24 protein-coding genes are annotated in these 24,979 nt (G+C 57.0%); 17 read left to right on the forward strand and 7 right to left on the reverse strand.

Features of this window, described 5'->3' with window-relative positions; translation table 11 throughout:
* The first annotated feature begins 39 nt into the window (after positions 1 to 39).
* Entirely contained in the window at positions 40 to 660 is a 621-nt protein-coding gene (locus L2097_RS19855) for a response regulator transcription factor (protein ID WP_047368938.1), read from the forward strand.
* A 9-nt stretch (positions 661 to 669) separates the two neighbouring features.
* Here the strand turns inward: L2097_RS19855 and L2097_RS19860 are convergent, their stop codons facing one another.
* From L2097_RS19860 to L2097_RS19880, 5 genes are read right to left on the reverse strand one after another with little or no spacing between them, the layout of a single operon-like run.
* Positions 670 to 6,258 (reverse strand): ATP-binding sensor histidine kinase, encoded by a 5,589-nt coding sequence (locus L2097_RS19860; RefSeq protein WP_250353545.1) that lies wholly within the window; start codon positions 6,256 to 6,258, stop codon positions 670 to 672.
* Positions 6,259 to 6,267: 9 nt separating this feature from the next.
* On the reverse strand, positions 6,268 to 6,639 hold the full coding sequence (locus L2097_RS19865) for a response regulator (RefSeq protein ID WP_047368936.1): 372 nt from the start codon (positions 6,637 to 6,639) through the stop codon (positions 6,268 to 6,270).
* A gap of 26 nt (positions 6,640 to 6,665) precedes the next feature.
* The gene (locus L2097_RS19870) at positions 6,666 to 6,920 is read right to left on the reverse strand and encodes a XapX domain-containing protein (RefSeq protein WP_085006419.1); all 255 of its coding nucleotides are present in this window, start codon (positions 6,918 to 6,920) and stop codon (positions 6,666 to 6,668) included.
* Positions 6,921 to 6,922: 2 nt separating this feature from the next.
* Positions 6,923 to 7,174: a DUF1427 family protein gene (locus L2097_RS19875; protein ID WP_047368934.1), complete on the reverse strand. Its 252-nt coding sequence runs from the start codon at positions 7,172 to 7,174 to the stop codon at positions 6,923 to 6,925.
* A gap of 59 nt (positions 7,175 to 7,233) precedes the next feature.
* Positions 7,234 to 7,923, reverse strand: coding sequence for a hydrolase (locus L2097_RS19880; protein ID WP_047368933.1), 690 nt, complete (start codon positions 7,921 to 7,923; stop codon positions 7,234 to 7,236).
* Positions 7,924 to 8,258: 335 nt separating this feature from the next.
* Here L2097_RS19880 and L2097_RS19885 point away from each other — a divergent pair, with 335 nt between their 5' ends.
* The 10 genes from L2097_RS19885 (at position 8,259) to ruvX (ending at position 17,412) form a co-directional block, all read left to right on the forward strand.
* Entirely contained in the window at positions 8,259 to 10,133 is a 1,875-nt protein-coding gene (locus tag L2097_RS19885; RefSeq protein ID WP_085006418.1) for an amidohydrolase, read from the forward strand.
* Between the two features lie 5 nt (positions 10,134 to 10,138).
* On the forward strand, positions 10,139 to 10,564 hold the full coding sequence (locus L2097_RS19890; RefSeq protein WP_120785441.1) for a DoxX family protein: 426 nt from the start codon (positions 10,139 to 10,141) through the stop codon (positions 10,562 to 10,564).
* Positions 10,548 to 12,176 (forward strand): MFS transporter, encoded by a 1,629-nt coding sequence (locus L2097_RS19895; RefSeq protein ID WP_250353546.1) that lies wholly within the window; start codon positions 10,548 to 10,550, stop codon positions 12,174 to 12,176. Before L2097_RS19890 ends, L2097_RS19895 begins: the two co-directional genes overlap by 17 nt.
* Before the next feature lie 47 nt (positions 12,177 to 12,223).
* The gene (locus L2097_RS19900) at positions 12,224 to 13,045 is read left to right on the forward strand and encodes an alpha/beta fold hydrolase (RefSeq protein ID WP_047368929.1); all 822 of its coding nucleotides are present in this window, start codon (positions 12,224 to 12,226) and stop codon (positions 13,043 to 13,045) included.
* A 79-nt stretch (positions 13,046 to 13,124) separates the two neighbouring features.
* A complete protein-coding gene (locus L2097_RS19905) occupies positions 13,125 to 13,625 on the forward strand; it encodes a SprT family zinc-dependent metalloprotease (protein ID WP_250353547.1) in 501 nt (166 codons plus the stop codon).
* Positions 13,626 to 13,720: 95 nt separating this feature from the next.
* Positions 13,721 to 14,416, forward strand: a complete 696-nt coding sequence (gene endA, locus L2097_RS19910) for a deoxyribonuclease I (RefSeq protein ID WP_250353548.1) — start codon at positions 13,721 to 13,723, stop codon at positions 14,414 to 14,416.
* 134 nt (positions 14,417 to 14,550) lie between these two features.
* Positions 14,551 to 15,282 (forward strand): 16S rRNA (uracil(1498)-N(3))-methyltransferase, encoded by a 732-nt coding sequence (gene rsmE / locus L2097_RS19915; RefSeq protein WP_250353549.1) that lies wholly within the window; start codon positions 14,551 to 14,553, stop codon positions 15,280 to 15,282.
* Between the two features lie 12 nt (positions 15,283 to 15,294).
* The gene (gene gshB / locus L2097_RS19920; protein ID WP_085006415.1) at positions 15,295 to 16,245 is read left to right on the forward strand and encodes a glutathione synthase; all 951 of its coding nucleotides are present in this window, start codon (positions 15,295 to 15,297) and stop codon (positions 16,243 to 16,245) included.
* Positions 16,246 to 16,432: 187 nt separating this feature from the next.
* A complete protein-coding gene (locus L2097_RS19925; protein ID WP_039078016.1) occupies positions 16,433 to 16,996 on the forward strand; it encodes a YqgE/AlgH family protein in 564 nt (187 codons plus the stop codon).
* Positions 16,996 to 17,412, forward strand: coding sequence for a Holliday junction resolvase RuvX (gene ruvX / locus L2097_RS19930; RefSeq protein ID WP_047368924.1), 417 nt, complete (start codon positions 16,996 to 16,998; stop codon positions 17,410 to 17,412). The genes L2097_RS19925 and ruvX overlap by 1 nt, the downstream gene beginning before the upstream one ends.
* Before the next feature lie 146 nt (positions 17,413 to 17,558).
* Here the strand turns inward: ruvX and L2097_RS19935 are convergent, their stop codons facing one another.
* A complete protein-coding gene (locus L2097_RS19935; RefSeq protein WP_047368923.1) occupies positions 17,559 to 18,251 on the reverse strand; it encodes an IclR family transcriptional regulator domain-containing protein in 693 nt (230 codons plus the stop codon).
* A gap of 71 nt (positions 18,252 to 18,322) precedes the next feature.
* On the opposite strand from L2097_RS19935, the gene L2097_RS19940 reads away from it, so the two are divergent.
* Positions 18,323 to 20,581, forward strand: a complete 2,259-nt coding sequence (locus tag L2097_RS19940) for an FAD-dependent oxidoreductase (protein ID WP_250353550.1) — start codon at positions 18,323 to 18,325, stop codon at positions 20,579 to 20,581.
* On the opposite strand, the gene L2097_RS19945 is transcribed toward L2097_RS19940, so the two are convergent.
* The gene (locus L2097_RS19945; RefSeq protein ID WP_250353551.1) at positions 20,578 to 21,558 is read right to left on the reverse strand and encodes a type IV pilus twitching motility protein PilT; all 981 of its coding nucleotides are present in this window, start codon (positions 21,556 to 21,558) and stop codon (positions 20,578 to 20,580) included. The genes L2097_RS19940 and L2097_RS19945 overlap by 4 nt on opposite strands.
* Before the next feature lie 16 nt (positions 21,559 to 21,574).
* On the opposite strand from L2097_RS19945, the gene L2097_RS19950 reads away from it, so the two are divergent.
* Genes L2097_RS19950 through hemW form a run of 5 tightly spaced genes read left to right on the forward strand, consistent with a single transcriptional unit; the run spans position 21,575 to position 24,879 of the window.
* The gene (locus tag L2097_RS19950; protein WP_250353552.1) at positions 21,575 to 22,279 is read left to right on the forward strand and encodes a YggS family pyridoxal phosphate-dependent enzyme; all 705 of its coding nucleotides are present in this window, start codon (positions 21,575 to 21,577) and stop codon (positions 22,277 to 22,279) included.
* Positions 22,280 to 22,297: 18 nt separating this feature from the next.
* Positions 22,298 to 22,861: a YggT family protein gene (locus L2097_RS19955; RefSeq protein WP_047368919.1), complete on the forward strand. Its 564-nt coding sequence runs from the start codon at positions 22,298 to 22,300 to the stop codon at positions 22,859 to 22,861.
* Positions 22,858 to 23,148 carry a DUF167 family protein YggU gene (gene yggU, locus L2097_RS19960; RefSeq protein WP_047368918.1) on the forward strand — a complete coding sequence of 97 codons (291 nt, stop codon included), beginning with the start codon at positions 22,858 to 22,860 and terminating at the stop codon, positions 23,146 to 23,148. The genes L2097_RS19955 and yggU overlap by 4 nt, the downstream gene beginning before the upstream one ends.
* An 8-nt stretch (positions 23,149 to 23,156) precedes the next feature.
* Complete coding sequence (locus tag L2097_RS19965) at positions 23,157 to 23,750, forward strand: XTP/dITP diphosphatase (RefSeq protein ID WP_047368917.1); 594 nt, start codon at positions 23,157 to 23,159, stop codon at positions 23,748 to 23,750.
* Positions 23,743 to 24,879: a radical SAM family heme chaperone HemW gene (hemW, locus tag L2097_RS19970; RefSeq protein ID WP_250353553.1), complete on the forward strand. Its 1,137-nt coding sequence runs from the start codon at positions 23,743 to 23,745 to the stop codon at positions 24,877 to 24,879. Before L2097_RS19965 ends, hemW begins: the two co-directional genes overlap by 8 nt.
* Positions 24,880 to 24,979: the final 100 nt, after the last annotated feature.

A 24,979-nucleotide genomic window follows, 5' to 3' on the forward strand; every position in this document is an offset into this window, starting at 1 on the left:
TCCTTGCACAGACATATTCCTTAATAACCAGGAACACGCATGGATCACATTGTTTACGTTGTGGACGATGATAATTCCGTCAGGCAGGCGCTGGTGAGTCTGCTGCGCGCGGAGGATTATCGGGTGGCCGACTTCTCCTCAGCGCAAGCGTTTCTCTCCCACCCTTTTACCTCACAACCCGGCTGCCTGATTCTGGATATGAACATGCCCGGCGCCAGCGGTTTCGACGTCACTGACGCGCTTTCCCGGCTTGGGCACGTCATTCCGGTTATCTTCCTGACCGGCTTCGGCACCATCCCGCTGTCGGTCAAAGCGATGAAAGCAGGGGCATATGAATTTATGACCAAACCCGCCGTCCCCGGTTTGCTGCTGCAGGCGGTTGCCGATGCCCTGAAACTGGCAGAGAAAACCCTCGACGAAACACAAGAGATGCAGGCATTGACCACGCGTTATGACTCACTGACGCCGCGCGAAAAAGAGGTGTTTCAACTGGCCATTGGCGGCCTGCTGAATAAACAGATCGCCACCGAAATGGGCGTTAGCGAGATCACCGCCAAAGTCCATAAAAAGCGGGTGATGGAGAAAATGCAGGTCCGCTCCCTGACCGATCTGGTCAGGGCCGCAGACCGTCTGAATATTCAAAAGACCCTTGGGCGATAACAACCGGGTTTATGCTTCGGCGGTGTGAGTCGGCAACGTAAAAGTAAAGACGCTGCCGCAGGGTTGGCGAGGTTCCGCCGTCAATTTACCGCCGTGCTTTTCAATGATGCCGTAGCTGATACTCAGCCCCATCCCCATACCGTGCTCTTTGGTGGTATAGAAGGAGTCGAACAGACGTTTCTGTACCTCGGGCGTAAAACCCACGCCGGTATCGGCAATAGCCAGACGAATGTTACCCGATTGTGGATTGTCTGAACTCACCGTAAGCATCAGCGGGCGATCATCTATCCCCGCCATTGCATCAATCGCATTGACGATCAGGTTTAATAGCACCTGCTGTATTTGTACGCTGTCGCCAAAAATCGCGGCATCCTGCGCTTCCAGATGGTAATGCAGCGCGATCTCCTGGCGTTCCAGCTCGCTGCGCGAGAGCGCCACAATATGGTAGACAAGGTGATGCAGGTTAATCCGCGTGCAACCTGAGGTCTGGTTTCTCGTCAGCGCCTGCAGACCGCGGATAATGTTACCCGCACGCTCCCCTTCGCTAATGATCTCTTCCAGGCTGGCGCGTGCATTACCCAGCATCGCAGGCTCGCGGCTCAGCCAGCGCAGGCTGGCGCCCGCATTGGCGACAATCGACATCAGCGGCTGGTTAATCTCATGGGCGATAGAGGCCGTCAACTGACCAACGGTGGTCGCACGGGAAACACGGGCGAGATCGGCCTGCGCCACGCGAACCGCATCCTCAGACTGGCGACGCGCCGTGATATCGGTAATCACGCCGAAATATTCCGCGACGTTAGCCTCATATTCCACCGGGTTGCCCACGCCCAGAATATAACGGCATTCGCCATCCGGGCGGAAAATACGAAACTCCGCGCGCATTGAGACGCCATTACGCACGCTATCGGTAACCAGCGTGTTGATACGCGGGAAATCCTCCGGATGCACCAGCGTCATAAAGTCGGCCATTGATAACGTACGCTGATGCTCAGGCAGGCCCAGGATGCGCGCATACTCGTCGGAAACAAACATCACATCCTGTTCCAGCTCCCAGCGCCAGGTGCCGGTATTGCTGATTTTCTCCCCGAGCATCAGCGAGGTCTGGCTGGCGCGCAGCTCTTTTTCCGCCCGGCGACGCTGCACGTTCTCTTCGACCCGCTCGGCATAAAGGCGCGCCGTCTCCAGCGAAACCGCCGCCTGCGCCGCCAGCATTCTGACGATACGCGAATGCCCGGCGGTGAAAATCTCCGGCATTACCCGATTTTCCAGGTACAACACCCCCACCAGTTTGCCCTGCTTATGCATCGGTACGCACATGATGCCTGCACCAGACGTCACCAGATAGGGATCCTGGCTGAACGGACCGAACAACTCAGACTTGCTGATACGAATTTCCTGTCCGGTACGCATCACTGCCGTCAGTACCGACAACGGCATATCGGTAGCCGAGGGGCGCTCCCGGACAATCTGGACCTTCACCCCTTCCGAGGATGTCTCTGCCCATGCCTGAGTTTCAGGAATGGTGTTATCAAGGATACGAATCAAGAGCCCACGCTGCGCCCCCGCCCGCTCCAGCAACATCGTCATCAAGGTATGCACAAGGCGGTCGAGGTCAATCTCTTCGGTCATCGCGCGGACCGCCCGCAGTACACTCTCCAGATCGTGCATCATTTCGTTTTGCGCGAAGGTGATGGTGTCATAAGGCGAGCGTTGCCCTGCGGAGGCCAGATGGGGGTACTGCCTTTCAAGCTGACGCAGCTTTGCCATCGCCCCCCAGCGCCGCCATGCAGTGAAGGCATTTCGGAAATAGCCGTCTGCTGCCACATGCCAGCCCATGGTTTTAGCAAAGCCCCCGGCCAGTTCACACGCCAGGCCATTCACCGGATGACATTCAACCTCAGCGGAAAGGGCGATGGCGTTTTCGTACGAGGCGATGGCGAGATCGTTCGCCTGCTCCAGCCTCGCCAGCTCCGCGCGCACCAGCGCCACCTTATCGGCAAAGGTCGCCGGGTTGTGATCCGCCCAGCGAGCGATAACTTCATAATGTGCGCCAAGGATTTCCCGCTGTTCGGAGGTCACGGTTGCCGGCGTCAACCTCTGTGCCAGCGAAAGGGCGCTGTAGAAGTGATAATCCAGCAGATGCAGATAGCCCGGTACCATATCGGCTACCGGCGCCGCCCTTTCCAGGCAGCGGGAAGCATCGTCATACTCGCCAGCCATAAAATGGGCCATTCCCTGATAGAGCCAGAACCAAAAAATGGTCAGCGGTATCGGCTGCCTCTCGGGTTTATTGGTTGAGTCCAGGAGCGCTGCGGAAAAGAGATTATGACCACTTAACGTGCCCGAACCGGCATTACGCAAATGGTTAACGTACAGACGCTGGATAAGCAGCATGACCTCAACATCCGGGAAACGTAACTTGCGGATAAAACTCAGCCCGCCTTCAATGGTCGTCAGCACCCCATCGAGATGATCGCCACGGATCAGGAAGTTCATCGTCTGATGGCGAATAATAAGGCAGGCCGCGGTTAAATCACCGTGCTCGACCGCCGCACTAAAGCATGCTTTAGCGTGATCCACCGCTACGCTCAGCGGTTTGACCCAGGCACTGCACAAATCTACCGCCAGAAAGGTACGCCCCATAAAGGGATTTAGCGGATGTTCCTCAACCAAATCGCGCCCCAGCAGCGTGTACATATACCCCTTTTCGTACGTATGGTAGCGACAGCCAGTCAGGACGCCGTACCAGGCAATCGCTGTAGTGAACGCACCGCTGAAGCCATGCTCCAGGGTCATCAGTATGATTCGGCAGAGTAAAAGAAAATGCAGGCGTGGGGCGGTAAACGCGGAAAACATACTGGCGCTGAGCATCAGGTTGATGACGGCTTCGGCCTCGGGGTTGTCAATTCGCGCAAGCTGGCGAAAAAGCTTCGCCGGGTCATCCCCAATGCGCGCCTCTATCCGTTGCCAGGCATCATCGCACTCCGCATCTGTCGGCGCACGGCTCAGGTGAATGCCGAACACCGCAAGCCAGGCCAGGGCGGTCTCCAGCGCAAGACCCATATCCGACTGTCGCATTTGCACTTCCGCCATCATGCCTGCGGTAACCGCCTTTTGTTGCAGGCTGCCCGGCGCGCGCAGGAGCTGATGACACAGCGTCAGCGCAGAAGGCAGATTACCCTGCAAAAACTCACACTCCGCCTCTTCAAAAGCGAGCGCGAAATCCTCATCCGGCGCGGTAATCAGGGCATCTTCTTTCAATAACCGCGCGGTACGCAGATAACGCACCGCCGAGGCATAATCCCCCGTCAACCTGGCGCGCTGCGCAGCAAGACGGCAGATAGCGCGATAATTGTCTCGCTGGGGCGAAACGCGAACACAGTCAATGGAGGAAGTAATGTGGTGGACCGCCAGAAACAGATTTTCATTGCAGTCGTTTTGTGACACCGCGTCGGTAAAGAACCGCGCGGCAGCAAAATGGAGATGACAGATATCATCCGCTTCGAGCAGCGCCTGCGCCGCCTTCTGCACCCGATCGTGGGTAAAGGCGTACTGGTCACCGCTGCGGCTGATCAGTCGGGCGGCAACAGCAGGCAGCAGATGTTCATGTAGCAGCGCCGGCGCTATCTTCTGCATCGCACTGAGCAGTGCGGGGTTACCGTTTCCCCCCACACAGGCCAGACAGCCCAGCAGCCTGCGCGTCAGGGAGGGCATCTCCGCCAGTTGTTGCAGCACCAGGCTAGCGACATTCTCCGTGTAGTTACGCGAACGGATCGCATGTGAATCGTAGTGCAATTTGCCATGCTGTTTGTGATGAGTAATCAGCCCGTCTTTGACGATGCGCTGAATAAATTCATGCGTAAAGAGCGGATTACCGCCGGTTTTTTCGTGGATCAGCGCCGCCAGTTCACCGAGGCAGGAGGCCCGCGTCTGCAACAGTTCCGCCAGCCATCGCGACACCGCTTTTACACTCAACGGCTCAGGCCGCAGTTCAACGGTATAGCGGGCGCCGACGCGCAGAGTCGATAACAGAGCCTCTTCACTGCCATCCGCAAATACGCCGGTGTCAGCGTACGAAACCACCAGCAGCAGCGGTAGCGACTCGCTGCAACTGACAAGGTGCTCCAGCAGATGCAGGCTGGCCTGATCTATCCAGTGAATATCATCAATCAGCAGTACCAGTGGTCGGTCCGGTGTGGCAAACGCCTCAACAAGCCGGTGCGCCATCAGATTGAAACGCATTCTGCTATCCGCCGACTGGGTATTCACAACGGTCGACGGTGGGTTTTCAAGCAGTAGACCTAACTCCGGCACCAGATTGACCGCCAGCGCTGCATGCACGCCAAGCGCTCGCGTTAAACGCATTTTCCAGCGAGCCACCTCTTCCGCGCCCTGGCCTAGCAGCCAGAGCGTCAGCGCGCGAAACGCAGAGGCGATAACCGTATAAGGCAAAACCGGCGAATACTGGTCGGCCTTACTCACCGCGAGTAACGCCTGGCGCTGTTGCAACTTTCTCAGCGCCGAGGCAATGAGCGAAGATTTACCGCAGCCCGGCGGTCCACCGATCGTGACCAGGGCGTGCGCACCACTTTCCGCCACCCGGTCAAATACCGCCAGCAGTTGATGGTGTTGCGGGTGGTCGAGAAAAAGTGGGTCCGGCTGCAGACGCGCCGCAACCCGGTCCTGCAAGCCGGGAATAAACGGCGTAATTTCACCGTTTTTAGCCAGCGAAGCCTCGCAGCGACGCAGGTCGGCAATCAATCCGTCGACGGTCTGGTAACGGTTGTCCGGCGATTTCTCCAGCAGTCGCAAAATGATGTCCGACAGCGTTGAGGGAACCGATGGGCGTACCTGCCGGGGCGGTCTGGGGGCGGAAGCGATATGGTGATGAGCCCATTCAGCCTGCCCGCCATCGCTGAGATCGAAGGGCAGCTCGCCGGTCAGCAGTTCATAGAGCACAATGCCAAGACTATAGAGATCGCTGCGGCTGTCGACCCTGTCCGGCGTACGGGAGGTGTGCTCCGGCGACATATACGCCAGCGTACCGCCAGGCTCCGTCAGGCGAGACGGGTCGAAGGCGTTCGTCCCTTCGCTGGCGAGGCCAAATCCCCCCAGTCGATAAGCACCGCCGGGGTCGATAAAAAAGTGGCCTGGTTTGATATCGCTGTGCATCAGCCCCTGCGCATGCATCTGGCGTAGCGGGGCACAGAGGCCAATGGCAACCGAAAGAAAATCGGTAATGCTTCGTGTGCGCAGCCGGGGCAGTTGGGCAAGGGTGCGGAAAGGAAATGGCGTATAAACCAGTGCGTAATGACCATGATAGCTGGTACTGCTGAACGGTTTTATCGCCCATGCGTCTGAGAGTCGCCTGCGAAGCGCAAATTCATTTTTTAAGCGTTGGGTCGTATGAAACGCGGCTTCATCGCCAGATACGGCCGCGCTGGCAAGGATAAAACTGCTGCCGGAATGGAGCGGCTGGCAGAGTGTCCAGGCAATCCCTCCTTCCTGCGTCAGCGGCGTGAAAATGATGTCATCGGTTAAGGTGACAACCTCACCATCCATCATTTTACCGGCAGCAGAAAGTTTCTCGCTCATTAGCGCTCCTCACACAGAGAGTTCGCGGCGGATCTGTTCCAGCAGCGTTTCGATTTTAATGGGCTTACGCAGCAGCGTAACGCCCCCGAACTCGGGAGCATAACGCGACAGGTTTTCATCTTCATGTCCGGAAATAAAAATCACCGGCGGCGGCGCGCAAAGCTGAGCCACCCGGCGATACAAATCCAGGCCGCTCATACCTTTTAGCTTGATATCAATAATAAGCAGAGATGCGTCAGACAGCGCGGATTCATTATGAAGAAATGCCTCCGCAGAGTCGAAGGCGTCAGAGTCGTACCCCTCCGACTGGAGCAGGTTGCTTAATCCACTACGGACGGAACGTTCATCATCGATAATGACAATGCGCGGTGACAGCCTCATGCCGTACTCCTCTGTCTGCCCTCTGGCTAAGGGGCGCTTTTGTCGTCAGGAGGTGGCGTGCCGCTGATTTTGGGCACACATTCATGACGAAACCAGGCCATTGTCACCGGCTCGCGGCGCAGAAGTCGCCGGGCGAGCGGAATCAGTTGTTCGCCGACCAGCATACCAAAAAGGCCCAGCAGGGCGACGATCGGTGGCGCGGGTGAGTGTACCTGCATTGCGCCATAGATAACGCCCGCTAACAGGCCCGCCGCCAGAGAAATGACATACGATTTCAACATGGTTAGCCTGCCCCTGTCTGATGGCGTTGAGAAAGGATCGCGTTGTCTGCCGTTTGCGCTGCAGCCTGTGGCTGACTTATGGCGGCCTGGGGTTCATGGTGCGGGCGCAACGCAGAGATAGCCTGTTCACCTGCCAGCATGCCGAGCAGCCCTACCAGGGCTACCGCTGGCGGTGCCGGCGAACGGACCTTTAACAAGGCATAAACCAGCCCAATAAACACACCTGCGCCGAGGGAAATGAGCGCTGTACTCATGGTCATTCTCCCCTTATCGGGTTCAGAGCCGGGCGACGCTGACGCGCCGCCCCTGCACATTATTTATTGGCCGGAACCGGCGCCAGCGTGCGGTGAGCGCCTTTAGCGCGAGCCGGCGCTTTGTGCACCATGGTATAGGCATAATCAACGCCCATCCCATAGGCGCCAGAGTGTTCCTTCACGATATCCATCACCGCGTTGTAGGTCTCTTTGTGCGCCCAGTCACGCTGCCACTCCAGCAACACCTGCTGCCAGGTCACCGGGATCACCCCCGCCTGAATCATGCGCTGCATCGCGTAATCATGTGCTTCTTTCGAAGTACCGCCGGAAGCATCCGCCACCATATAGATTTCATATCCCCCTTCCAGCATGGCGCACAGGGCGAACGTGTTATTGCACACTTCTGTCCACAGGCCTGATACCACCACTTTTTTCTGACCATTTTTCGCCAGCGCATCACGCACTTTCTGGTCATCCCAGGAGTTCATGGACGTGCGCTCAAGAAGGTCATGCTCGGGGAATACGTCCAGCAGTTCAGGGAAGGTATTTCCGGAGAAGCTTTCCGTCTCAACGGTGGTGATGGTGGTTGGAATGTTGAAAACTTTTGCCGCTTTCGCCAGACCAACGACATTGTTTTTCAGCACCTGGCGGTCAATCGACTGCACGCCAAACGCCATCTGCGGTTGCTGATCGATAAAAATAATCTGGCAGTTCTGGGGAGTCAGTACTTCAAGCTTAGCGTTGTTCATAAGAATACCCGTTGTCGTTAAGGAGCAGTTTCCCGTGAAAGGGGAGCGGACGTTTTGCTGACAGTGACCGGGGTATTCTCGCGCGGCTTAAGCAGGCGAAATGACGTTCGTCCCGGACGCTGCTGTCGGGACGGATAGTAAGAGTTGTCAGAAATGAGAACTATTATCTCTGTGTATAACTATACGTTCGTATAGGTATACCTTCGTATAACTAGACGCCGTTTTCACCAGCTCACCATAATCCCTCCCACTTCCACGCTCTGTTCTCACGGAGCATCGCATCTTATCGTCCGGCAGCATCAGGCCTGCTTCGGATGGCTCAGACAGGAGGATTTATGGTCTCACTCGGTAAAGCCGAACTGATATTCATCAACGGCAAATTTCATACGGTAGACAGGGAAAACCCGGTCGCAGAAGCGGTCGCCATCCGTGACGGCAAATTCCTGGCGGTGGGCACTCAGGCCGACGTCATGGAATATCACAGCGACGGCAGCAAAGTGGTGGATCTCAACGGCAGCACCGCCATTCCGGGCCTCAATGACTCGCACCTGCACCTGATCCGTGGTGGTCTGAACTATAACCTCGAACTGCGCTGGGAAGGGGTGCCGTCGCTGGCGGACGCCCTGCGGATGCTGAAAGAACAGGCGCTGCGTACCCCCTCACCGCAATGGGTACGCGTGGTAGGCGGCTGGAGCGAATTTCAATTTGCCGAGCGCCGCATGCCGACGCTTGACGAGATTAACGAGGCCGCGCCGGATACCCCGGTCTTTATTCTTCATCTCTATGACCGCGCCCTGCTCAACCGCGCTGCTCTGCGCGTTGTCGGCTACACCAAAGATACGCCGAACCCGCCGGGGGGAGAGATCCAGCGCGACAGCAACGGCAATCCTACCGGCATGCTGATTGCGCGGCCAAACGCCATGATCCTCTATGCCACACTGGCCAAAGGGCCAAAGCTGCCGCTGGAACAGCAGGTTAACTCCACCCGCCAGTTTATGCGCGAGCTAAACCGTCTGGGCCTGACCAGCGCTATCGATGCGGGCGGCGGTTTTCAGAACTACCCGGAAGATTACGAAGTGATCAGCGAACTGCACGCCAAAGAGCAGATGACTATCCGCATCGCCTATAACCTCTTCACCCAGCGCCCCGGACATGAGCTGGAAGATTTCGAGAAATGGACCGACATGCTGACGCCGGGCCAGGGCACCGATTTCTTCCGCCACAACGGCGCGGGTGAAATGCTGGTGTTCTCTGCTGCGGATTTTGAAGATTTTCTTGAACCGCGCCCGGATCTCGCACCCGGCATGGAAGATGAGCTGGAGCGCGTGGTACGCCACCTGGTTGAGCACCGCTGGCCGTTCCGCCTGCACGCCACCTATAACGAATCGATCAGCCGCATGCTCGACGTGTTCGAGCGCGTGAACCGTGATATTCCGTTCAATGGTCTGCACTGGTTTTTCGACCACGCAGAAACCGTGACCCAGCAAAACATTGACCGCATCAAAGCACTCGGCGGCGGTATCGCCGTTCAGCACCGTATGGCGTTTCAGGGGGAATACTTCGCGGAACGTTATGGCATGGACGCAGTCCGCCATACCCCGCCGGTGACGAAAATGCTCGAAACCGGCGTGCCGGTCGGGCTGGGAACCGACGCAACCCGCGTGGCCAGCTACAACCCGTGGACCGCATTGTACTGGCTGGTCTCCGGACGCACCGTCGGCGGTATGCAGATGTACGACGTCAATGCCAGACTCGACCGTGACACGGCGCTGATGCTCTGGACACAGGGCAGCGCCTGGTTCTCCAGCGAACAGGGCAAAAAAGGCCAGATTAAAGTGGGCCAACTGGCTGACCTCGCCGTCCTGAGCAAAGACTATTTCCGCGTGCCGGAAGACGAGATCAAAGGCATTGAGTCGGTTCTGACCGTGGTTAATGGCAACATCGTCTATGCCGCAGGCGGTTTCAGCGCCGAGGCTCCGCCTGCGATCCCGGTACTGCCGGAGTGGTCGCCGGTGGTCAACGTGCCGGGTCACTACCGCAGCGCGCCGCCACAGCAAACACGCGTCGGCATGATGCCCGCCGCACATCACTGTAGCGGCCCCTGTGGCGTGCATAACCACCAGCACAATGTAGCGCGCGGATCGTCCATTCCGGTTTCAGACGATAACGCCTTCTGGGGCGCGCTCGGCTGCAGTTGCTTCGCGTTCTGATGCCTATGAAAAACACAACGCTGATGTCGCCCCGTATTGATGCGGGGCTGTTATTCCTGCGCCTGACCGGCAGCCTGTTGCTTCTCTATGTGCATGGTCTGCCGAAGGTGCTGAACTTTCATCAAGAACTGAGCCGAATTGAGGATCCGTTTGGGTTTGGCCCCTGGTTCAGCCTGCTGCCCGCCATTTTTGCTGAGGTGGTGTGCCCGATATTCATCATTCTCGGTCCTGGTGCGCGGCTGGCCTGTCTGCCGATTATTGGCGTGCTGCTGGTTGCCATGCTGGTTGTGCACCCGCAATGGAGTATCGCGGAAGGACAATTTGGCTGGCTGCTGCTCATCATCTTCACCACGCTGGCGTTAACCGGCCCGGGTAAATGGCGGGTAAATATGCCGGACAAACAGGAGTTCAGGCATGGCGCAAGTCAATGATGTTCATGCGGCGACGGCACAAACACCGCCCGCCGCATCCGCTGGCGCGTCCTCCTGGCAGCCACTGCGCCAGCCGGTATTTCGGATGCTGTGGATTGCCACGGTGGTCTCCAACATCGGTTCATGGATGAACGATGTGGGGGTGAACTGGACCATGCTGACGTTAAGCGCCGACCCGCTTTCCGTGGCGCTGGTTCAGGCGGCGAGCAGTCTGCCGATGTTTCTTTTCGCCCTCCCCTCCGGCGTGATGGCAGACATTGTCGACCGGCGCAAATATCTGCTGTTTTCCCAGCTATGGGTGTTTATTGCCGCCGCCGGGCTAACCCTGCTTTCTCTCTTCGGGCTGGTCACGCCGCTGGTGCTGCTGATTGCCGCGTTCTTGCTAAGCACCGGTGCAGCGATGAGTTCACCACCGTTTCAGGCCATTGTGCCGGACCTGGTGGAAAAACACGAACTGGCCCCGGCCATCGCGTTGAATTCACTCGGTATCAACATCAGCCGCGCCATTGGCCCGGCGCTGGGTGGGCTGATCCTCTCTTTTGCCGGACCATGGGTGGTCTTCGCCCTCAATGCGACATCGGTGCTGGGCGTCGCCTGGGTCCTGTGGCGCTGGAAAGCCGAACCGTTGATTCAGCGCCTGCCGCCGGAACACTTCTTTTCCGCCGTACGCGCCGGGCTGCGCTACGTGCATGCCGCCCCGGTACTGCGTAACGTGCTGGTGCGTACCGTGGCGTTCTTCACCTTCGCCAGCGCCGGCTGGGCGCTGCTGCCGCTGGTAGCGCGCCGTGAGTTGGGCCTTGGACCTGGCGGTTACGGCATCATGCTGGCCTGTATCGGTCTGGGAGCGATTTGCGGCGCGATAGTGCTGCCGCGTTTACGTAAGCGCCTCAACCCGGACAGGCTGATGGTACTTAACAGCGTCATTTTCGCTATCAGCATGCTGGCGCTGGCATTTATCCGTCATTTCTGGCTGCTCAACGCTTTTGAATTTTTGACCGGTTTCGCCTGGATTGCGGTGCTCTCCACCCTCAATGTCGGGGCGCAGCGTAGTGCCGCTAAATGGGTGAAAGCCCGGGCGCTGGCCGTCTATCTGACCGTCTTTTTTGGTTCGATGACGCTCGGTAGCGCCATCTGGGGCCAGTTGGCATCGCACTTTAGTATTCCAGCCTCATTGTGCGTGGCAACAGTGGGCATGCTGCTGGCAAGCCTGACGGTGCTGCGCTGGCAGTTGAATAAAGATCCAGACCTCAATCTGGACATACGCAATATCGACAGTAATGCCCAGGCGCTTGATATCTCACATGAACGTGGCCCGGTGATGGTGATGTATGAATATCTGATCGATCCCGAGGATGTCTCCCGCTTTGTCGTCTGCATCCAGGAGATTCGCCGGGTACGGGTACGCGGCGGCGCGTTGAGCTGGTCTGTCTATGAGGATGTCCAGCGCCCTGGCGTCTTTGTGGAATCGTTCGTGGTCGGCACATGGATTGAGCATCTGCGCCAACTGGAGCGTCACACGGTGAATGACTTGCTGATTCAAAGCAAGGTACAGGCATTCCATCGCGGCGGGCAGCTTCCCGAAGCACGTTATCTGATAGCACCCATAATGTAACAGCAACCCCTATCAACCCAAGCAATAGCGACAGTGAGGATTTACGTATGAGCACAATCAAAACGCAGGACGGTACGCAGATTTATTACAAAGACTGGGGCGCGGGAAAACCGGTATTGTTCAGCCACGGCTGGCCGCTGGATGGCGATATGTGGGACAGCCAGTTGAATTTCCTGGCCGAGCGCGGCTATCGCGTCATCGCCTTTGACCGCCGCGGTTTTGGCCGCTCCGACCAGCCGTGGGAAGGGTACAACTACGATACCTTCGCCTCCGACATTAACGATCTCATCACCGCGCTTGATCTGCAGGATGTGACGCTGGTGGGCTTCTCCATGGGCGGCGGCGATGTGTCGCGCTATATCGGTCGTTACGGCACGGCGCGCGTCAAAGCGCTGGTACTGCTGGGTGCGGTGACGCCGATTTTCGGCAAAACGGCGGACTACCCACAGGGTGTCGATGCCAGCGTTTTCGAGGGCATTCGCGACGGACTGCGCAAAGACCGGGCGCAATTTATCAGCGATTTCGCCACGCCGTTTTATGGTATTAACGCCGGGCAGACGGTTTCTCAAGGTGTGCTGACCCAGACGTTGAACATTGCACTGTTGGCCTCACTCAAAGGGACCATTGATTGCGTCACCGCCTTCGGCGAGACCGATTTCCGTCAGGATATTGCTAAAGTTAACGTGCCGACGCTGGTGATTCATGGCAGTAACGACCAGATCGTACCGTTCGAATCGACCGGTAAAGTGGCTGCAGAAATGATCCCCGGCGCACAGTTAAAAGTGTATGACAATGCGCCGCACGGTTTTGCAGTGACCCATCAGGATCAACTGAACAACGATTTGCTGACCTTCCTGCAATCGCTGTAAGTCAGAATGAAGCCTCGCTCCCTGTCCGGAGGAGGCTTTTCCTTGCACTCCCCCGCTCCCCGCCCTATTCTCTGCGATTATGAAAACCACCCGTCTCCCCATCGCTATACAGCAGGCCGTGATGCGCAGCCTGCGGGAAAAACTTGCCCTGGCCAATCAGAAACTTGAGCGTAATTATCCGGAACCCAAACTGGTTTATCAGCAACGGGGGACGGCGGCAGGCACGGCCTGGCTCAATACGTATGAAATCCGCCTCAACCCCGTGTTGCTGATGGAAAACCAGCAGGCGTTTATTGACGAGGTGGTGCCGCACGAACTGGCGCATCTGCTGGTGTGGAAACATTTTGGCCGCGTTTCACCACACGGCAAAGAGTGGAAATGGATGATGGAAAGCGTGCTTGGCGTCCCCGCGCGCCGGACTCATCAGTTTGAACTGGAATCGGTACGGCGCAATACCTTTCCCTACCGCTGCAAATGCCAACAGCATCAGTTGACCGTGCGCCGACACAATCGCATAGTGCGCGGTGAGACCACCTATCGCTGCGTACACTGCGGCGAAACGCTGGTACCTGAGCGCTAATTACATGAACCATTAAGAATGTTTTCCACGCCAACTGATTGCATCTGACAATCGCTTCCGCTACGTTGCGCACTCCAGTTGACAGGGAGTTCTCAATGTTACGCGTTATCTCATCTTTACTGCTTATTCTCAGCGCGCCGGTACTGGCGGGCGGCATCAATAGCTTCGCGCAGGCGAAAGCTGCCGGTGTTAACGTCAATGCCGACGTACCGGGCGACTTTTATTGCGGCTGTAAAATTCAGTGGCAAGGGAAAAAAGGGGTGGTCGATCTGGCCTCTTGCGGTTATAAGGTGCGCAAAAATGAAAACCGCGCCAGCCGAATTGAATGGGAGCATGTTGTCCCGGCCTGGCAATTCGGCCATCAGCGTCAGTGCTGGCAGGATGGCGGACGGAAAAACTGCGCCAAAGACCCTGTCTATCGCAAGATGGAAAGCGACATGCATAACCTGCAACCCGCCGTGGGGGAAGTGAATGCCGATCGCGGCAACTTTATGTACGGTCAGTGGAACGGTGGCGAAGGCCAGTATGGTCGCTGCGAAATGAAGGTTGACTTCAAGGCCAAACTGGCCGAGCCTCCTGCCAGCGCCCGTGGCGTGATTGCCCGTACTTACTTCTATATGCGCGATCAATATCAGCTCACCCTGTCGCGCCAACAGACACAGCTTTTTACCGCCTGGGATAAACTCTACCCGGTGACCGACTGGGAATGTACGCGTGATTCGCGCATCGCTCAGGTTCAGGGGAATCATAACCCTTACGTGCAGCGCGCTTGCATGGCGCGAAAGAGCTAACCTACACTAGCGGCAATTGTAAATTTGCAGGTACATTGCCCCTCACCCGGCCCTCTACCCGAAAGGGAGAGGGCAGAAACCAGCCTGATTACGGCGAGGGGAAATGCGCCACACTTCACACGGAAATCTGAACTATGCGCGTCCCACGCATCTACCACCCTGAACTCATCCAGACGGGCACTGAAATCGCACTCGCTGATGATGCGGCAAACCATGTTGGCCGCGTATTACGCATGGGCCATGGCCAGGCTATTCAGCTCTTTGACGGATCCAACCAGGTGTTTGACGCTGAAATCACCCGCGCCGATAAAAAGAGCGTTATCGTTAAAGTGATTCAGGGAGAGGTGGACGATCGGGAGTCGCCGTTGCACATTCATCTGGGCCAAGTGATGTCTCGCGGCGAGAAAATGGAATTTACCATCCAGAAATCGATCGAACTGGGTGTAAGCCTCATTACGCCACTTTTTTCTGAGCGCTGCGGCGTTAAACTCGATGCCGAGCGACTGAATAAAAAGATCCAGCAGTGGCAGAAGATCGCCATCGCCGCCTGTGAACAGTGTGGTCGTAACCGTATTCCCGAGATTCGCCCGGCAATGGATCTCGAACAGTGGTGTGCGGAAGAAGAGAGCGGCCTTAAGCTCAATCTTCATCCTCGCGCCAGCCAGAGCATTAATACTCTGCCGTTGCCGGTGGAACGCGTACGATTACTGATTGGCCCGGAAGGCGGGTTGACGGCAGACGAAATCGCCATGACCTCGCGCTACCAGTTTACTGATATTCTGTTGGGACCCCGCGTATTGCGCACAGAGACAACTGCCCTTACTGCCATTACCGCGCTGCAGGTGCGGTTTGGCGATCTGGGTTAAACGGAGAAGCCTATGATTAAGCTCGGCATCGTGATGGACCCCATCGCGCAGATTAATATCAAAAAAGACACCAGCTTCGCCATGCTGCTCGAAGCGCAGCGTCGCGGCTACGAACTGCACTATATGGAAATGGCGGATCTTTACCTGATCAACGGTGAAGCCCGTGCGCGTACCCGCCTGCTTTCCGTCGAGCAAAACTACGACAAATGGTATGAGTTTGGCAGCGAACAGGATATCGAACTCGCCTCGCTGGACGTGGTGCTGATGCGTAAGGATCCACCGTTCGATACCGAATTTATCTACGCCACCTATATCCTTGAACGTGCCGAAGAAAAAGGCACATTGATCGTCAATAAGCCGCAGAGCCTGCGCGATTGTAACGAAAAACTGTTTACCGCCTGGTTCCCGGAACTGACCCCGGAAACGCTGGTGACGCGCAATAAAGCGCAGCTTAAAGCGTTCTGGCAAAAACACACCGATATCATCCTCAAGCCACTCGACGGCATGGGCGGCACCTCGATTTTCCGCGTCAAAGAGGGCGATCCGAACCTGGGTGTTATCACCGAAACCCTGACTGAGCTGGGCACCCGCTACTGCATGGCGCAGAACTATCTGCCGGCTATTAAAGATGGCGATAAACGTGTGCTGGTGGTGGATGGCGAGCCGGTCCCATACTGCCTGGCGCGTATCCCGCAGGGTGGCGAGACACGTGGTAACCTGGCCGCAGGTGGCCGCGGCGAACCGCGTCCGCTGACCGAAAGCGACTGGGCGATTGCTCGCCGTGTCGGCCCGACGCTGAAAGCCAAAGGGCTGATTTTCGTCGGTCTGGATATTATCGGCGATCGTCTGACCGAAATTAACGTCACCAGCCCAACCTGCGTACGTGAGATCGAGGCGGAGTTCCCGATCTCTATTACCGGCATGCTGATGGACGCAATCGAAAAACGCCTGGCGAAACAATAAAGAGATTTACTCGGGCTCATTCGGGTCGCATAACGCTGCCAACGCACAGGCAACGCGAACAGGTCGGGTAAAAGGATGGCGGGAGGGAACCCGCTCTTAAACTCCAAAGTCTGGCTAGTGACAGCGTGCAGCTTTCCCCTCATACTAGGCTGCTGCTTTTTTGAACCAGGAAACAGAACCTCTGACAATGAATTTACAGCATCACTTTCTTATTGCCATGCCTGCTCTCCATGATCCCCTTTTTCGGCGATCGGTGGTTTATATTTGCGAATACAACGAAGACGGCGCCATGGGCCTTATCATTAATAAGCCCCTTGAAAACCTGAAAGTTGAAAGCGTCCTGGAGAAGCTGAAAATTAACCCGGAAGCACGCGATCCGGCCATTCGTCTGGATAAACCGGTGCTGCTTGGCGGCCCCCTGGCGGAAGATCGCGGGTTTATTCTGCACACACCGCCCGCCAGTTTCTCTTCCAGCATTCGCGTTTCGGATAACACCGTGATCACCACCTCGCGCGATGTTCTGGAGACTCTGGGCACGGCCGATCAACCTAAGGACGTGCTGGTCGCGCTGGGCTATTCCTCATGGGAAAAAGGTCAGCTTGAACAGGAGATCCTGGATAACGCCTGGCTTACCGCGCCTGCGGATCAAAATATCCTGTTTAAAACGCCTATCGCTGACCGCTGGCGGGAAGCGGCAAAACTTATCGGCATTGATATCTCGACCATGCCGGGCGTGGCAGGGCATGCCTGATGAGTGGAACCCTGCTGGCCTTTGATTTTGGTACCAAAAGTATTGGCGTCGCCATCGGACAACGCATAACCGGAACGGCGCGTCCTCTGAACGCCCTGAAAGCGCAAGACGGGACGCCGGACTGGAAGCTTATCGAGAAGCTGTTAAAAGAGTGGCAGCCGGAAGCCGTTATTGTCGGCCTGCCGCTGAATATGGATGGCACAGAGCAACCATTGACCGCACGCGCACGCAATTTCGCCAATAAAATCCATGGCCGTTTCGGGGCAAAAATTATATTGCATGATGAGCGACTGAGTACGGTAGAAGCCCGCGCGGGTCTGTTTGAGCGCGGCGGTTTTCGTGCATTGAATAAAGGCAGCGTTGATTCTGCCTCTGCGGTTATCATCCTCGAAAGCTACTTCGAGCAGCATCTGTGATTCTCAGGCTGAGCGCCGCTCAGCCTTTTTTGTCTTCTCCCTTCCCCAAAACGCAATCCCCCGATCCCCCTCACATTTCCAGGGTGTGCTTTTTGCTTTTTCATTAATGTTTCTATAAAAGAAACATTAGTCAGAAATTAAATGCGTCAGGGTTTTTGCGTCAGCCGCCGCGCCAGAGTGTGAAGTTCACTTAAACGTTCATCAATGGCTGCGTCGTCGGCTTGCCACATTCCGGCAAACGCCAGCGCGGCAGAGTGTGCGCCAAGAGGCTTCGCCATCGAAACCTCGCCATCATCGTGATGCCAGACCACACGTCCGAACTCACGTTGCTGGGCAATATGCGGCGCAAGTTGCCGCCACTGTTCGTCGACAAAACGTTTTTGCAGTTCTTCATCGCTCTCTGCCGCCAGAAGCGACATACCGATGACCGACTGCCATGCGGGAAGCATATGAAAACCGGCCAGCGCCTGGCTCATCTGGCTACCGGGTTCGGAGTGATAGATATAAATCACCTGATCCTCCCAGAGCACGCCCATCGCCACCACGATGTCTTTGGGCGCGTAGCTTTCCAGCAGGGGGAGCGCCTGGGAAAAGAGTGCCGAGCCGCGTATCGCCTGCGCCGCCAGCGCATGAATGCCGGGGCCGGGAAGGTAACGACGATGGTCGTCCTGCATCGTCAGACCAATGGATGCCATCGTCATCAGCAACCGGTTTACACGGGTGGTATTGATCCCCATCAGACGCGCCAGTTCGCGACAGCCAATCGCGCGGCCGCTGGAGACCAGGTATTGCAGGCAGCGAATGCCATCAATCAGGCTTTGGTTCGGTTGTGAGGACATAGCAGGCTTTATCTCTCAGGTGGCAGGAGTTTTCGATTTTACCGTCAGTTCAGTGAAGAAGGATACAAGGTATGAACATCTATCCGCAAACCGCGTCCAGAGTCTTTCCCTCTGAACAGTTGCAGGCCGATCTGCTGGTGGCGGGCGGTGGCCTCGCGGGTCTTTGCGCCGCGCTCGCCGCCGCCAGGGACGGCTTACAGGTCGTATTGATCCAGGACAGACCGGTGCTCGGCGGCAATGCGTCCAGCGAAGTTCGCCTGTGGGCCAATGGCGCCACATCGCATATGGGCAACAATAACCGCTGGGCGCGTGAAGGCGGCATCATGGGGGAAATCCTCGAAGAGAATCTCTGGCGCAACAAAGAGGGTAACCCGGTAATGTTCGATCTGGTGCTGCTGGATATGGCAAAAAGCCAGCCGGGGCTGACATTGCTGCTCAATACCACGATTTACGAACTGGAGAAAAACCAGCGAACCCTCACCCAGGTGAGCGCCTTTAACGCCATCAATGAGACATTTTATACCGTCACCGCCGACCAGTTTTGCGACGCAACGGGGGATGGCGTACTGGGTTTTCTGGCCGGGGCAGAATACCGCGAAGGCGCTGAAGAGGTTGACGAGCTGGGGGAAAAAATGGCGCCTGGCGACAACTTCGGTCACAAGCTCGGTCACTCGATCTATTTCTACACCAAACAGACGAACAGCCCGGTAAGCTTTGTTCCCCCCTCATTCGCGTTAAAAGATATTACTACTATTCCCCGCTACAAACGCCTGACGTCCACCCTGAATGGGTGCGACCTGTGGTGGCTGGAATGGGGCGGACGGCTGGACACTGTTCACCAGAGTGAAGAGATCAAATGGGAGCTGTGGAAAATCGTCTGGGGGGTGTGGGATTACATTAAAAACGCCGGCGAGTTCCCGGAAGCAGCCAACATGACCATCGAATGGGTTGGCGTCATTCCGGGTAAGCGCGAAAGCCGTCGTTTTATGGGCGATCATTTGCTTTGCCAGCAGGACATCATTGAACAGCGCGATCATTACGATGCCGTGGCCTACGGCGGCTGGTCTATCGACCTGCATCCGGCAGATGGGGTCTACAGCACCCATGATGGCTGTCGCCAGTTTCATAGCAAAGGCACCTATACCATTCCGTTGCGAAGCCTTTACAGCCGCTCGCTGGATAATCTTTTCCTGACCGGGCGGCTTATTTCCGCCTCCCACGTTGCCTTTGGTAGCGCCCGTGTGATGTGCACCTGCGGTCTGCTGGGGGATGTGGTCGGTCGCGCTGCTGCGCTGTGTAAAGCGTATGATCTGTCGCCCGCAGAGCTGGCCCAGCGGGATAATGTCGGCCTGCTGCAACAACGATTACAGGCCAGCGGATGCTACATCCCCCGCCAGTGGTTACAGGACCCGGCCATGGGCGCTTCGGTCACCGCCAGCAGTGAATACTCGCTGAGTACGCTTGCCTCTAACGGCCACTGGCATTCGCTCGGCGAAAGAATGGCGTTGCTGCTGCCTGTTCAGACCGGGGCATCGCTGCCCGACATCACCTTTACCCTGCGTTCCGCCTCTCAGCAGACGCTTGAGGTGTCGCTTCTGGGCAGCGCGCGCAGCGGTAACTTCACACCCGACTATCAGTACGCCAGTACAACGCTACACGTTGAGGGCGAACAGGAACAGACGGTACATTTCCCGTGGCAAAGCGAGCGCGATCAGTATGTTTTTATCGCCTTTGAGGCGAACGCGCAGGTAGAAATTGCCCTCACTGACACACATCTGCCTGGCATCATGACCGTGTTTAATAGCCTGAATGCCCGCGTCGCCAAACATACCCGCCAGGTGGTGGACGGTGACTATGGCGTCGATGAGTTTGACTTCTGGCTGCCGCGCCGCCGCCCGCATCAGGTAATGCCTGCATTGCGTTTTAGCCAGCCGTTGAGCTGCTATCGCGCCGACAACGTGCTTAATGGTCGTCTGCGCCCCGAGCAGCAGGCCAATGCCTGGGTACCTGCCCCCGATGACATTAAACCGGTATTGCGCTGGGGCTGGGATGCACCGCAAACTTTCACCCGCCTGACGCTGGTACAGGACAACGATTTCGATAACGCTATGGAAACCGTGCAGATGGGCCATTTTCTGCCCGTAACGCCACACTGCATCACCCATTATCGGCTTTGGGCCGATAATACCCTGCTGGTCGAGGAAACAAATAACCACCAATCCGTGCGTGAACACCAGTTATCCGCCCCCGTCACCGCGCAAAATGTGCGCCTGGAGATCATGGCCACCGCAGGCGCGTTACCGGCGGTCTACGCGCTGAACATCCGCTAAAGCCGCCCCTGCGCCTGCCGCTGCTGGCGGCTTTGGTCAAAGGTCTGCATTCCCGCCTGCTGTCCGGTCTGCACCACGCCGGGCAACTGGTGGGTTTTTCCTTCACGGATAAGGTTGGCTACCGCAGGTGTATTAATAAGCAGTTCAAACAGCGCCACACGCCCGCCCTGCCTGTCTTCCTCCAGCCGCTGTGACAACACAGCCTGCAGGCTTCCGGCAAGCTGGCTGCGCACCGGGTCTTTCTCCTGAGCGGGGAAACTGTCCACCAGCCGTTCAATAGCCTGCGGCGCGCCGCGCGTATGTAATGTTGCCAGTACCAGGTGCCCGGTTTCAGCGGCGGTCAACGCCAGGCGGATAGTTTCGCTGTCGCGCAACTCGCCCAGCAAAATGACATCCGGGTCTTCGCGTAATGCCGCGCGCAACCCCGCGGCAAACGAGGCACAGTGCGGGCCGATTTCCCGCTGTTGGATCAGGCAACGTTTGCTTGTATGGATAAACTCCACCGGATCTTCGAGAGTCAGGATATGCCCGTCGAGATGGTGATTGAGGTTATCTACCATCGCCGCCAGGGTGGTGGATTTTCCGCTCCCCGTCGCCCCGGTAACCAGAATAAGGCCGTTGTCGCGCCGCAGTAATTCGGGGATTGCGGCGGGCACGTCCAGCATGTCCAGCGTCGGGCAGGTGTCAGGCAACAGGCGCAGAGCAAGCGATACCCCATCGTGATGTAAAAACGCGCTGGCGCGAAGGCGTTGTAGCCCTGGGGTACTGAGGGCAAAATCAATCTGTCCACACGCTTGCCACTGCTGTTGCTGCTGCGTGTTCAAACGTTCCGCGAGCAGCGCGTGAATATCCACAGCGGCGAACGGTGCGGCTTCCAGCCGTCCTTGCCTTCGCCAGCGCGGCGGATGGCGATCGCACAGGTGTAGATCCGAGACATTATGCTTTACACTAAGCTCCACTATTTTTTCCATATCCATAAAGCCACCTGGGAACATGAACGATATTGCGCATAACCTGGCACAGGTCAGGGACAAAATCTCAGCCGCTGCAACGTCCTGCGGCCGTGCTCCAGAAGAAGTCACACTGCTTGCAGTCAGCAAAACAAAACCTGCGAGCGCCATCGAAGAAGCTTACGCAGCGGGTCAGCGTGGCTTTGGTGAAAACTACGTGCAGGAAGGCGTAGATAAAATTCGCCATTTCAAGGATTCGGGCATCGCGGATATTCAGTGGCACTTTATCGGCCCGTTACAGTCCAACAAAAGCCGTCTCGTGGCAGAGCATTTTGACTGGTGCCACACCGTGGACCGTCTCAAAATAGCCAGCCGCCTGAGCGAGCAGCGCCCGGCGTCTCTGCCGCCGCTGAACGTGCTGATCCAGGTTAATATCAGTGACGAGCAGAGCAAGTCCGGCATTTCCCTTGCAGAACTGGACGCGCTGGCGGCGCAGGTGGCGGAATTACCCGGTCTTTGCCTGCGTGGACTGATGGCGATCCCCGCCCCCGAGGCTGATTATGAACGGCAGTTTGCCGTAGCCCGCCAAATGGCTGTCGCATTTGACGCGCTTAAGGTACGTTACCCTGGCGTTGACACCCTTTCGCTGGGTATGTCTGACGATATGCAGGCCGCCATTGCGGCAGGTAGCACCATGGTGCGCATCGGAACCGCCATTTTTGGCGCGCGCGATTACACAAAAAACTAAGGAACACTGAGGAACGCCATGAATACGTTGTCCACTCTCCTGTCACTGATTATCCAGGCTTACACGATGGTGCTGTTGCTGCGTATCTGGATGCAGTGGGCGCGCTGTGATTTTTATAACCCGTTTTCCCAGTTTATCGTGAAAATCACCCAGCCGATTGTTGGCCCGCTGCGTCGCATCATTCCGGCAATGGGGCCCATTGACAGCGCATCATTGCTCATCGCGCTACTGCTGTGTGTCGTGAAAGCCTTCCTGAACCCGTACGTCTCCATGGACGGCGTGTTTATCGTGCTGGCGGCAGTGTTGATTGTTATCAAAACCCTTGGCTCGCTGATCTTCTGGGTGCTGCTGTTAATGGCCATCATGAGCTGGGTCAGCCAGGGCCGTAGCCCGGTGGAATATGTGCTGCTGCAGCTTACCGAACCCTTGCTGCGCCCGATTCGTCGCCTGCTGCCGTCAATGGGCGGCCTTGATTTCTCGCCGATGATTCTGGTGCTGCTGATGTATGTCATCAATATGGGCGTGATGGAGTTTCTGGCTAACACTATCGTACCGTTAGCCTATATCTGGAACTGGGCATGAGTGCTGTCACATCCTGTGACGACGGGCTGGTGCTAAGGCTGTATATTCAGCCCAAGGCCAGCCGGGATAGCATTATTGGGCTGCATGGCGATGAGCTAAAAGTCGCCATTACCGCCCCACCGGTTGATGGGCAAGCCAATGCCCATCTGGTGAAATTTCTCGCCAAACAGTTTCGGGTGGCTAAAAACCAGGTGCTGATTGAAAAAGGCGAACTGGGCCGCCATAAACAAGTCAAAATTACCCATCCGCAACAGATACCTTCGGCCGTCACGGCCCTGATGAATTAGGATCTATTATGCAAAAAGTTGTTCTCGCAACCGGTAATGCCGGTAAAGTGCGCGAGCTTGCCTCGCTGTTGAGTGACTTCGGTCTGGATATCGTGGCGCAAACCGAGCTGGGCGTGGAATCCGCCGAGGAGACCGGCCTGACCTTTATTGAAAACGCCATTCTGAAAGCGCGACATGCCGCTCAGGTGACGGGTCTACCCGCGATTGCCGACGACTCCGGCCTGGCCGTCGATGCGCTGGGCGGCGCGCCGGGGATCTACTCCGCACGTTACTCTGGCGTGGATGCCACCGATGAAGCGAATCTGCAAAAATTATTGACCACCCTGCAGGATGTGCCGGACGACAAGCGTCAGGCTCAGTTCCACTGTGTGCTGGTCTATCTGCGCCACGCTGAAGACCCGACGCCGCTGGTATGCCACGGCACCTGGCCTGGTGTGATTACCCGTGCGCCTGCCGGTCAGGGCGGGTTTGGTTACGATCCGATTTTCTTCGTCCCGACGGAAGGTAAAACCGCCGCCGAACTGACCCGCGAAGAAAAAAGCGCTATCTCCCACCGTGGACAGGCGTTGAAACTGTTACTGGAAGCGTTACGTAATGGCTAATTTGCCACCCCTGAGTCTTTATATTCACATTCCGTGGTGCGTGCAGAAATGCCCGTACTGCGACTTCAATTCCCACGCGCTTAAAGGCGAAGTGCCGCACGATGATTACGTGCAGCATCTGCTCGCCGACCTGGATGCTGATGTGCCTTACGCGCAGGGGCGTGACGTAAAGACTATCTTTATAGGTGGCGGTACGCCGAGCCTGCTCTCCGGCCCGGCGATGCAGACATTGCTGGACGGCGTTCGTGCGCGCCTCAATCTGGCGGCAGATGCGGAAATCACAATGGAAGCCAACCCCGGAACGGTAGAGGCGGACCGCTTCGTTGAGTATCAACGTGCCGGGGTAAATCGCATTTCGATTGGCGTGCAGAGCTTTAGCGAGCCGAAATTGCAGCGGCTGGGGCGTATCCACGGTCCGGAAGAAGCCAAACGCGCGGCGCGGCTGGCAACGGGTCTTGGGCTGCGTAGTTTTAACCTCGATTTGATGCACGGCCTGCCGGACCAGACGCTGGAAGAGGCGCTGGACGACTTGCGCCAGGCTATTGAGCTCAACCCGCCGCATCTTTCCTGGTATCAGTTGACCATCGAACCCAACACCCTGTTCGGCTCGCGTCCGCCGGTGCTGCCTGATGACGACGCGTTGTGGGATATTTTCGAGCGCGGCCATCAGTTGCTTACCGCCGCAGGCTATCAGCAATACGAAACCTCGGCATACGCAAAACCGGGCTACCAGTGTCAGCACAACCTGAACTACTGGCGCTTTGGCGATTACCTCGGTATTGGCTGCGGCGCGCACGGTAAAATCACCTTCCCGGACGGACGCATTCTACGCACCGCGAAAACGCGCCACCCACGCGGGTTTATGCAGGGGCGTTATCTGGAACGCCAGCATGACGTGGAGGCTGCCGATAAACCGTTCGAGTTCTTTATGAACCGCTTCCGTTTGCTCGAACCGGCACCACGCGCGGAGTTCGGGCTCTTCACCGGGCTGGATGAAAGTGTGATTCGCCCGCAAATCGATGAGGCCTTAGAACAGGGCTATCTCACTGAATGCGAGCAGTACTGGCAAATCACCGAGCACGGTAAGTTATTCCTCAACTCATTGCTGGAACTGTTCCTGAGCGAATAATAAGTACAGACCTATCCCGCGCGCTTATTAAACGGGCGGGATATCCCTTCCCTCGCCAATTAAAAACCTGACATTGCCATAACCCTCACCGGGCAAATAT

This window comes from Citrobacter sp. MNAZ 1397 (genome assembly GCF_023613995.1).
Classification (GTDB): domain Bacteria; phylum Pseudomonadota; class Gammaproteobacteria; order Enterobacterales; family Enterobacteriaceae; genus Phytobacter; species Phytobacter ursingii.

Coding starts and splice junctions, on each gene's coding strand:
- L2097_RS19855 (WP_047368938.1), top strand. CDS start 40: ATGGATCACATTGTTTACGTTGTGGACGATGATAATTCCGTCAGGCAG.
- L2097_RS19860 (WP_250353545.1), bottom strand. CDS start 6,258: ATGAGCGAGAAACTTTCTGCTGCCGGTAAAATGATGGATGGTGAGGTT.
- L2097_RS19865 (WP_047368936.1), bottom strand. CDS start 6,639: ATGAGGCTGTCACCGCGCATTGTCATTATCGATGATGAACGTTCCGTC.
- L2097_RS19870 (WP_085006419.1), bottom strand. CDS start 6,920: ATGTTGAAATCGTATGTCATTTCTCTGGCGGCGGGCCTGTTAGCGGGC.
- L2097_RS19875 (WP_047368934.1), bottom strand. CDS start 7,174: ATGAGTACAGCGCTCATTTCCCTCGGCGCAGGTGTGTTTATTGGGCTG.
- L2097_RS19880 (WP_047368933.1), bottom strand. CDS start 7,923: ATGAACAACGCTAAGCTTGAAGTACTGACTCCCCAGAACTGCCAGATT.
- L2097_RS19885 (WP_085006418.1), top strand. CDS start 8,259: ATGGTCTCACTCGGTAAAGCCGAACTGATATTCATCAACGGCAAATTT.
- L2097_RS19890 (WP_120785441.1), top strand. CDS start 10,139: ATGAAAAACACAACGCTGATGTCGCCCCGTATTGATGCGGGGCTGTTA.
- L2097_RS19895 (WP_250353546.1), top strand. CDS start 10,548: ATGGCGCAAGTCAATGATGTTCATGCGGCGACGGCACAAACACCGCCC.
- L2097_RS19900 (WP_047368929.1), top strand. CDS start 12,224: ATGAGCACAATCAAAACGCAGGACGGTACGCAGATTTATTACAAAGAC.
- L2097_RS19905 (WP_250353547.1), top strand. CDS start 13,125: ATGAAAACCACCCGTCTCCCCATCGCTATACAGCAGGCCGTGATGCGC.
- endA (WP_250353548.1), top strand. CDS start 13,721: ATGTTACGCGTTATCTCATCTTTACTGCTTATTCTCAGCGCGCCGGTA.
- rsmE (WP_250353549.1), top strand. CDS start 14,551: ATGCGCGTCCCACGCATCTACCACCCTGAACTCATCCAGACGGGCACT.
- gshB (WP_085006415.1), top strand. CDS start 15,295: ATGATTAAGCTCGGCATCGTGATGGACCCCATCGCGCAGATTAATATC.
- L2097_RS19925 (WP_039078016.1), top strand. CDS start 16,433: ATGAATTTACAGCATCACTTTCTTATTGCCATGCCTGCTCTCCATGAT.
- ruvX (WP_047368924.1), top strand. CDS start 16,996: ATGAGTGGAACCCTGCTGGCCTTTGATTTTGGTACCAAAAGTATTGGC.
- L2097_RS19935 (WP_047368923.1), bottom strand. CDS start 18,251: ATGTCCTCACAACCGAACCAAAGCCTGATTGATGGCATTCGCTGCCTG.
- L2097_RS19940 (WP_250353550.1), top strand. CDS start 18,323: ATGAACATCTATCCGCAAACCGCGTCCAGAGTCTTTCCCTCTGAACAG.
- L2097_RS19945 (WP_250353551.1), bottom strand. CDS start 21,558: ATGGATATGGAAAAAATAGTGGAGCTTAGTGTAAAGCATAATGTCTCG.
- L2097_RS19950 (WP_250353552.1), top strand. CDS start 21,575: ATGAACGATATTGCGCATAACCTGGCACAGGTCAGGGACAAAATCTCA.
- L2097_RS19955 (WP_047368919.1), top strand. CDS start 22,298: ATGAATACGTTGTCCACTCTCCTGTCACTGATTATCCAGGCTTACACG.
- yggU (WP_047368918.1), top strand. CDS start 22,858: ATGAGTGCTGTCACATCCTGTGACGACGGGCTGGTGCTAAGGCTGTAT.
- L2097_RS19965 (WP_047368917.1), top strand. CDS start 23,157: ATGCAAAAAGTTGTTCTCGCAACCGGTAATGCCGGTAAAGTGCGCGAG.
- hemW (WP_250353553.1), top strand. CDS start 23,743: ATGGCTAATTTGCCACCCCTGAGTCTTTATATTCACATTCCGTGGTGC.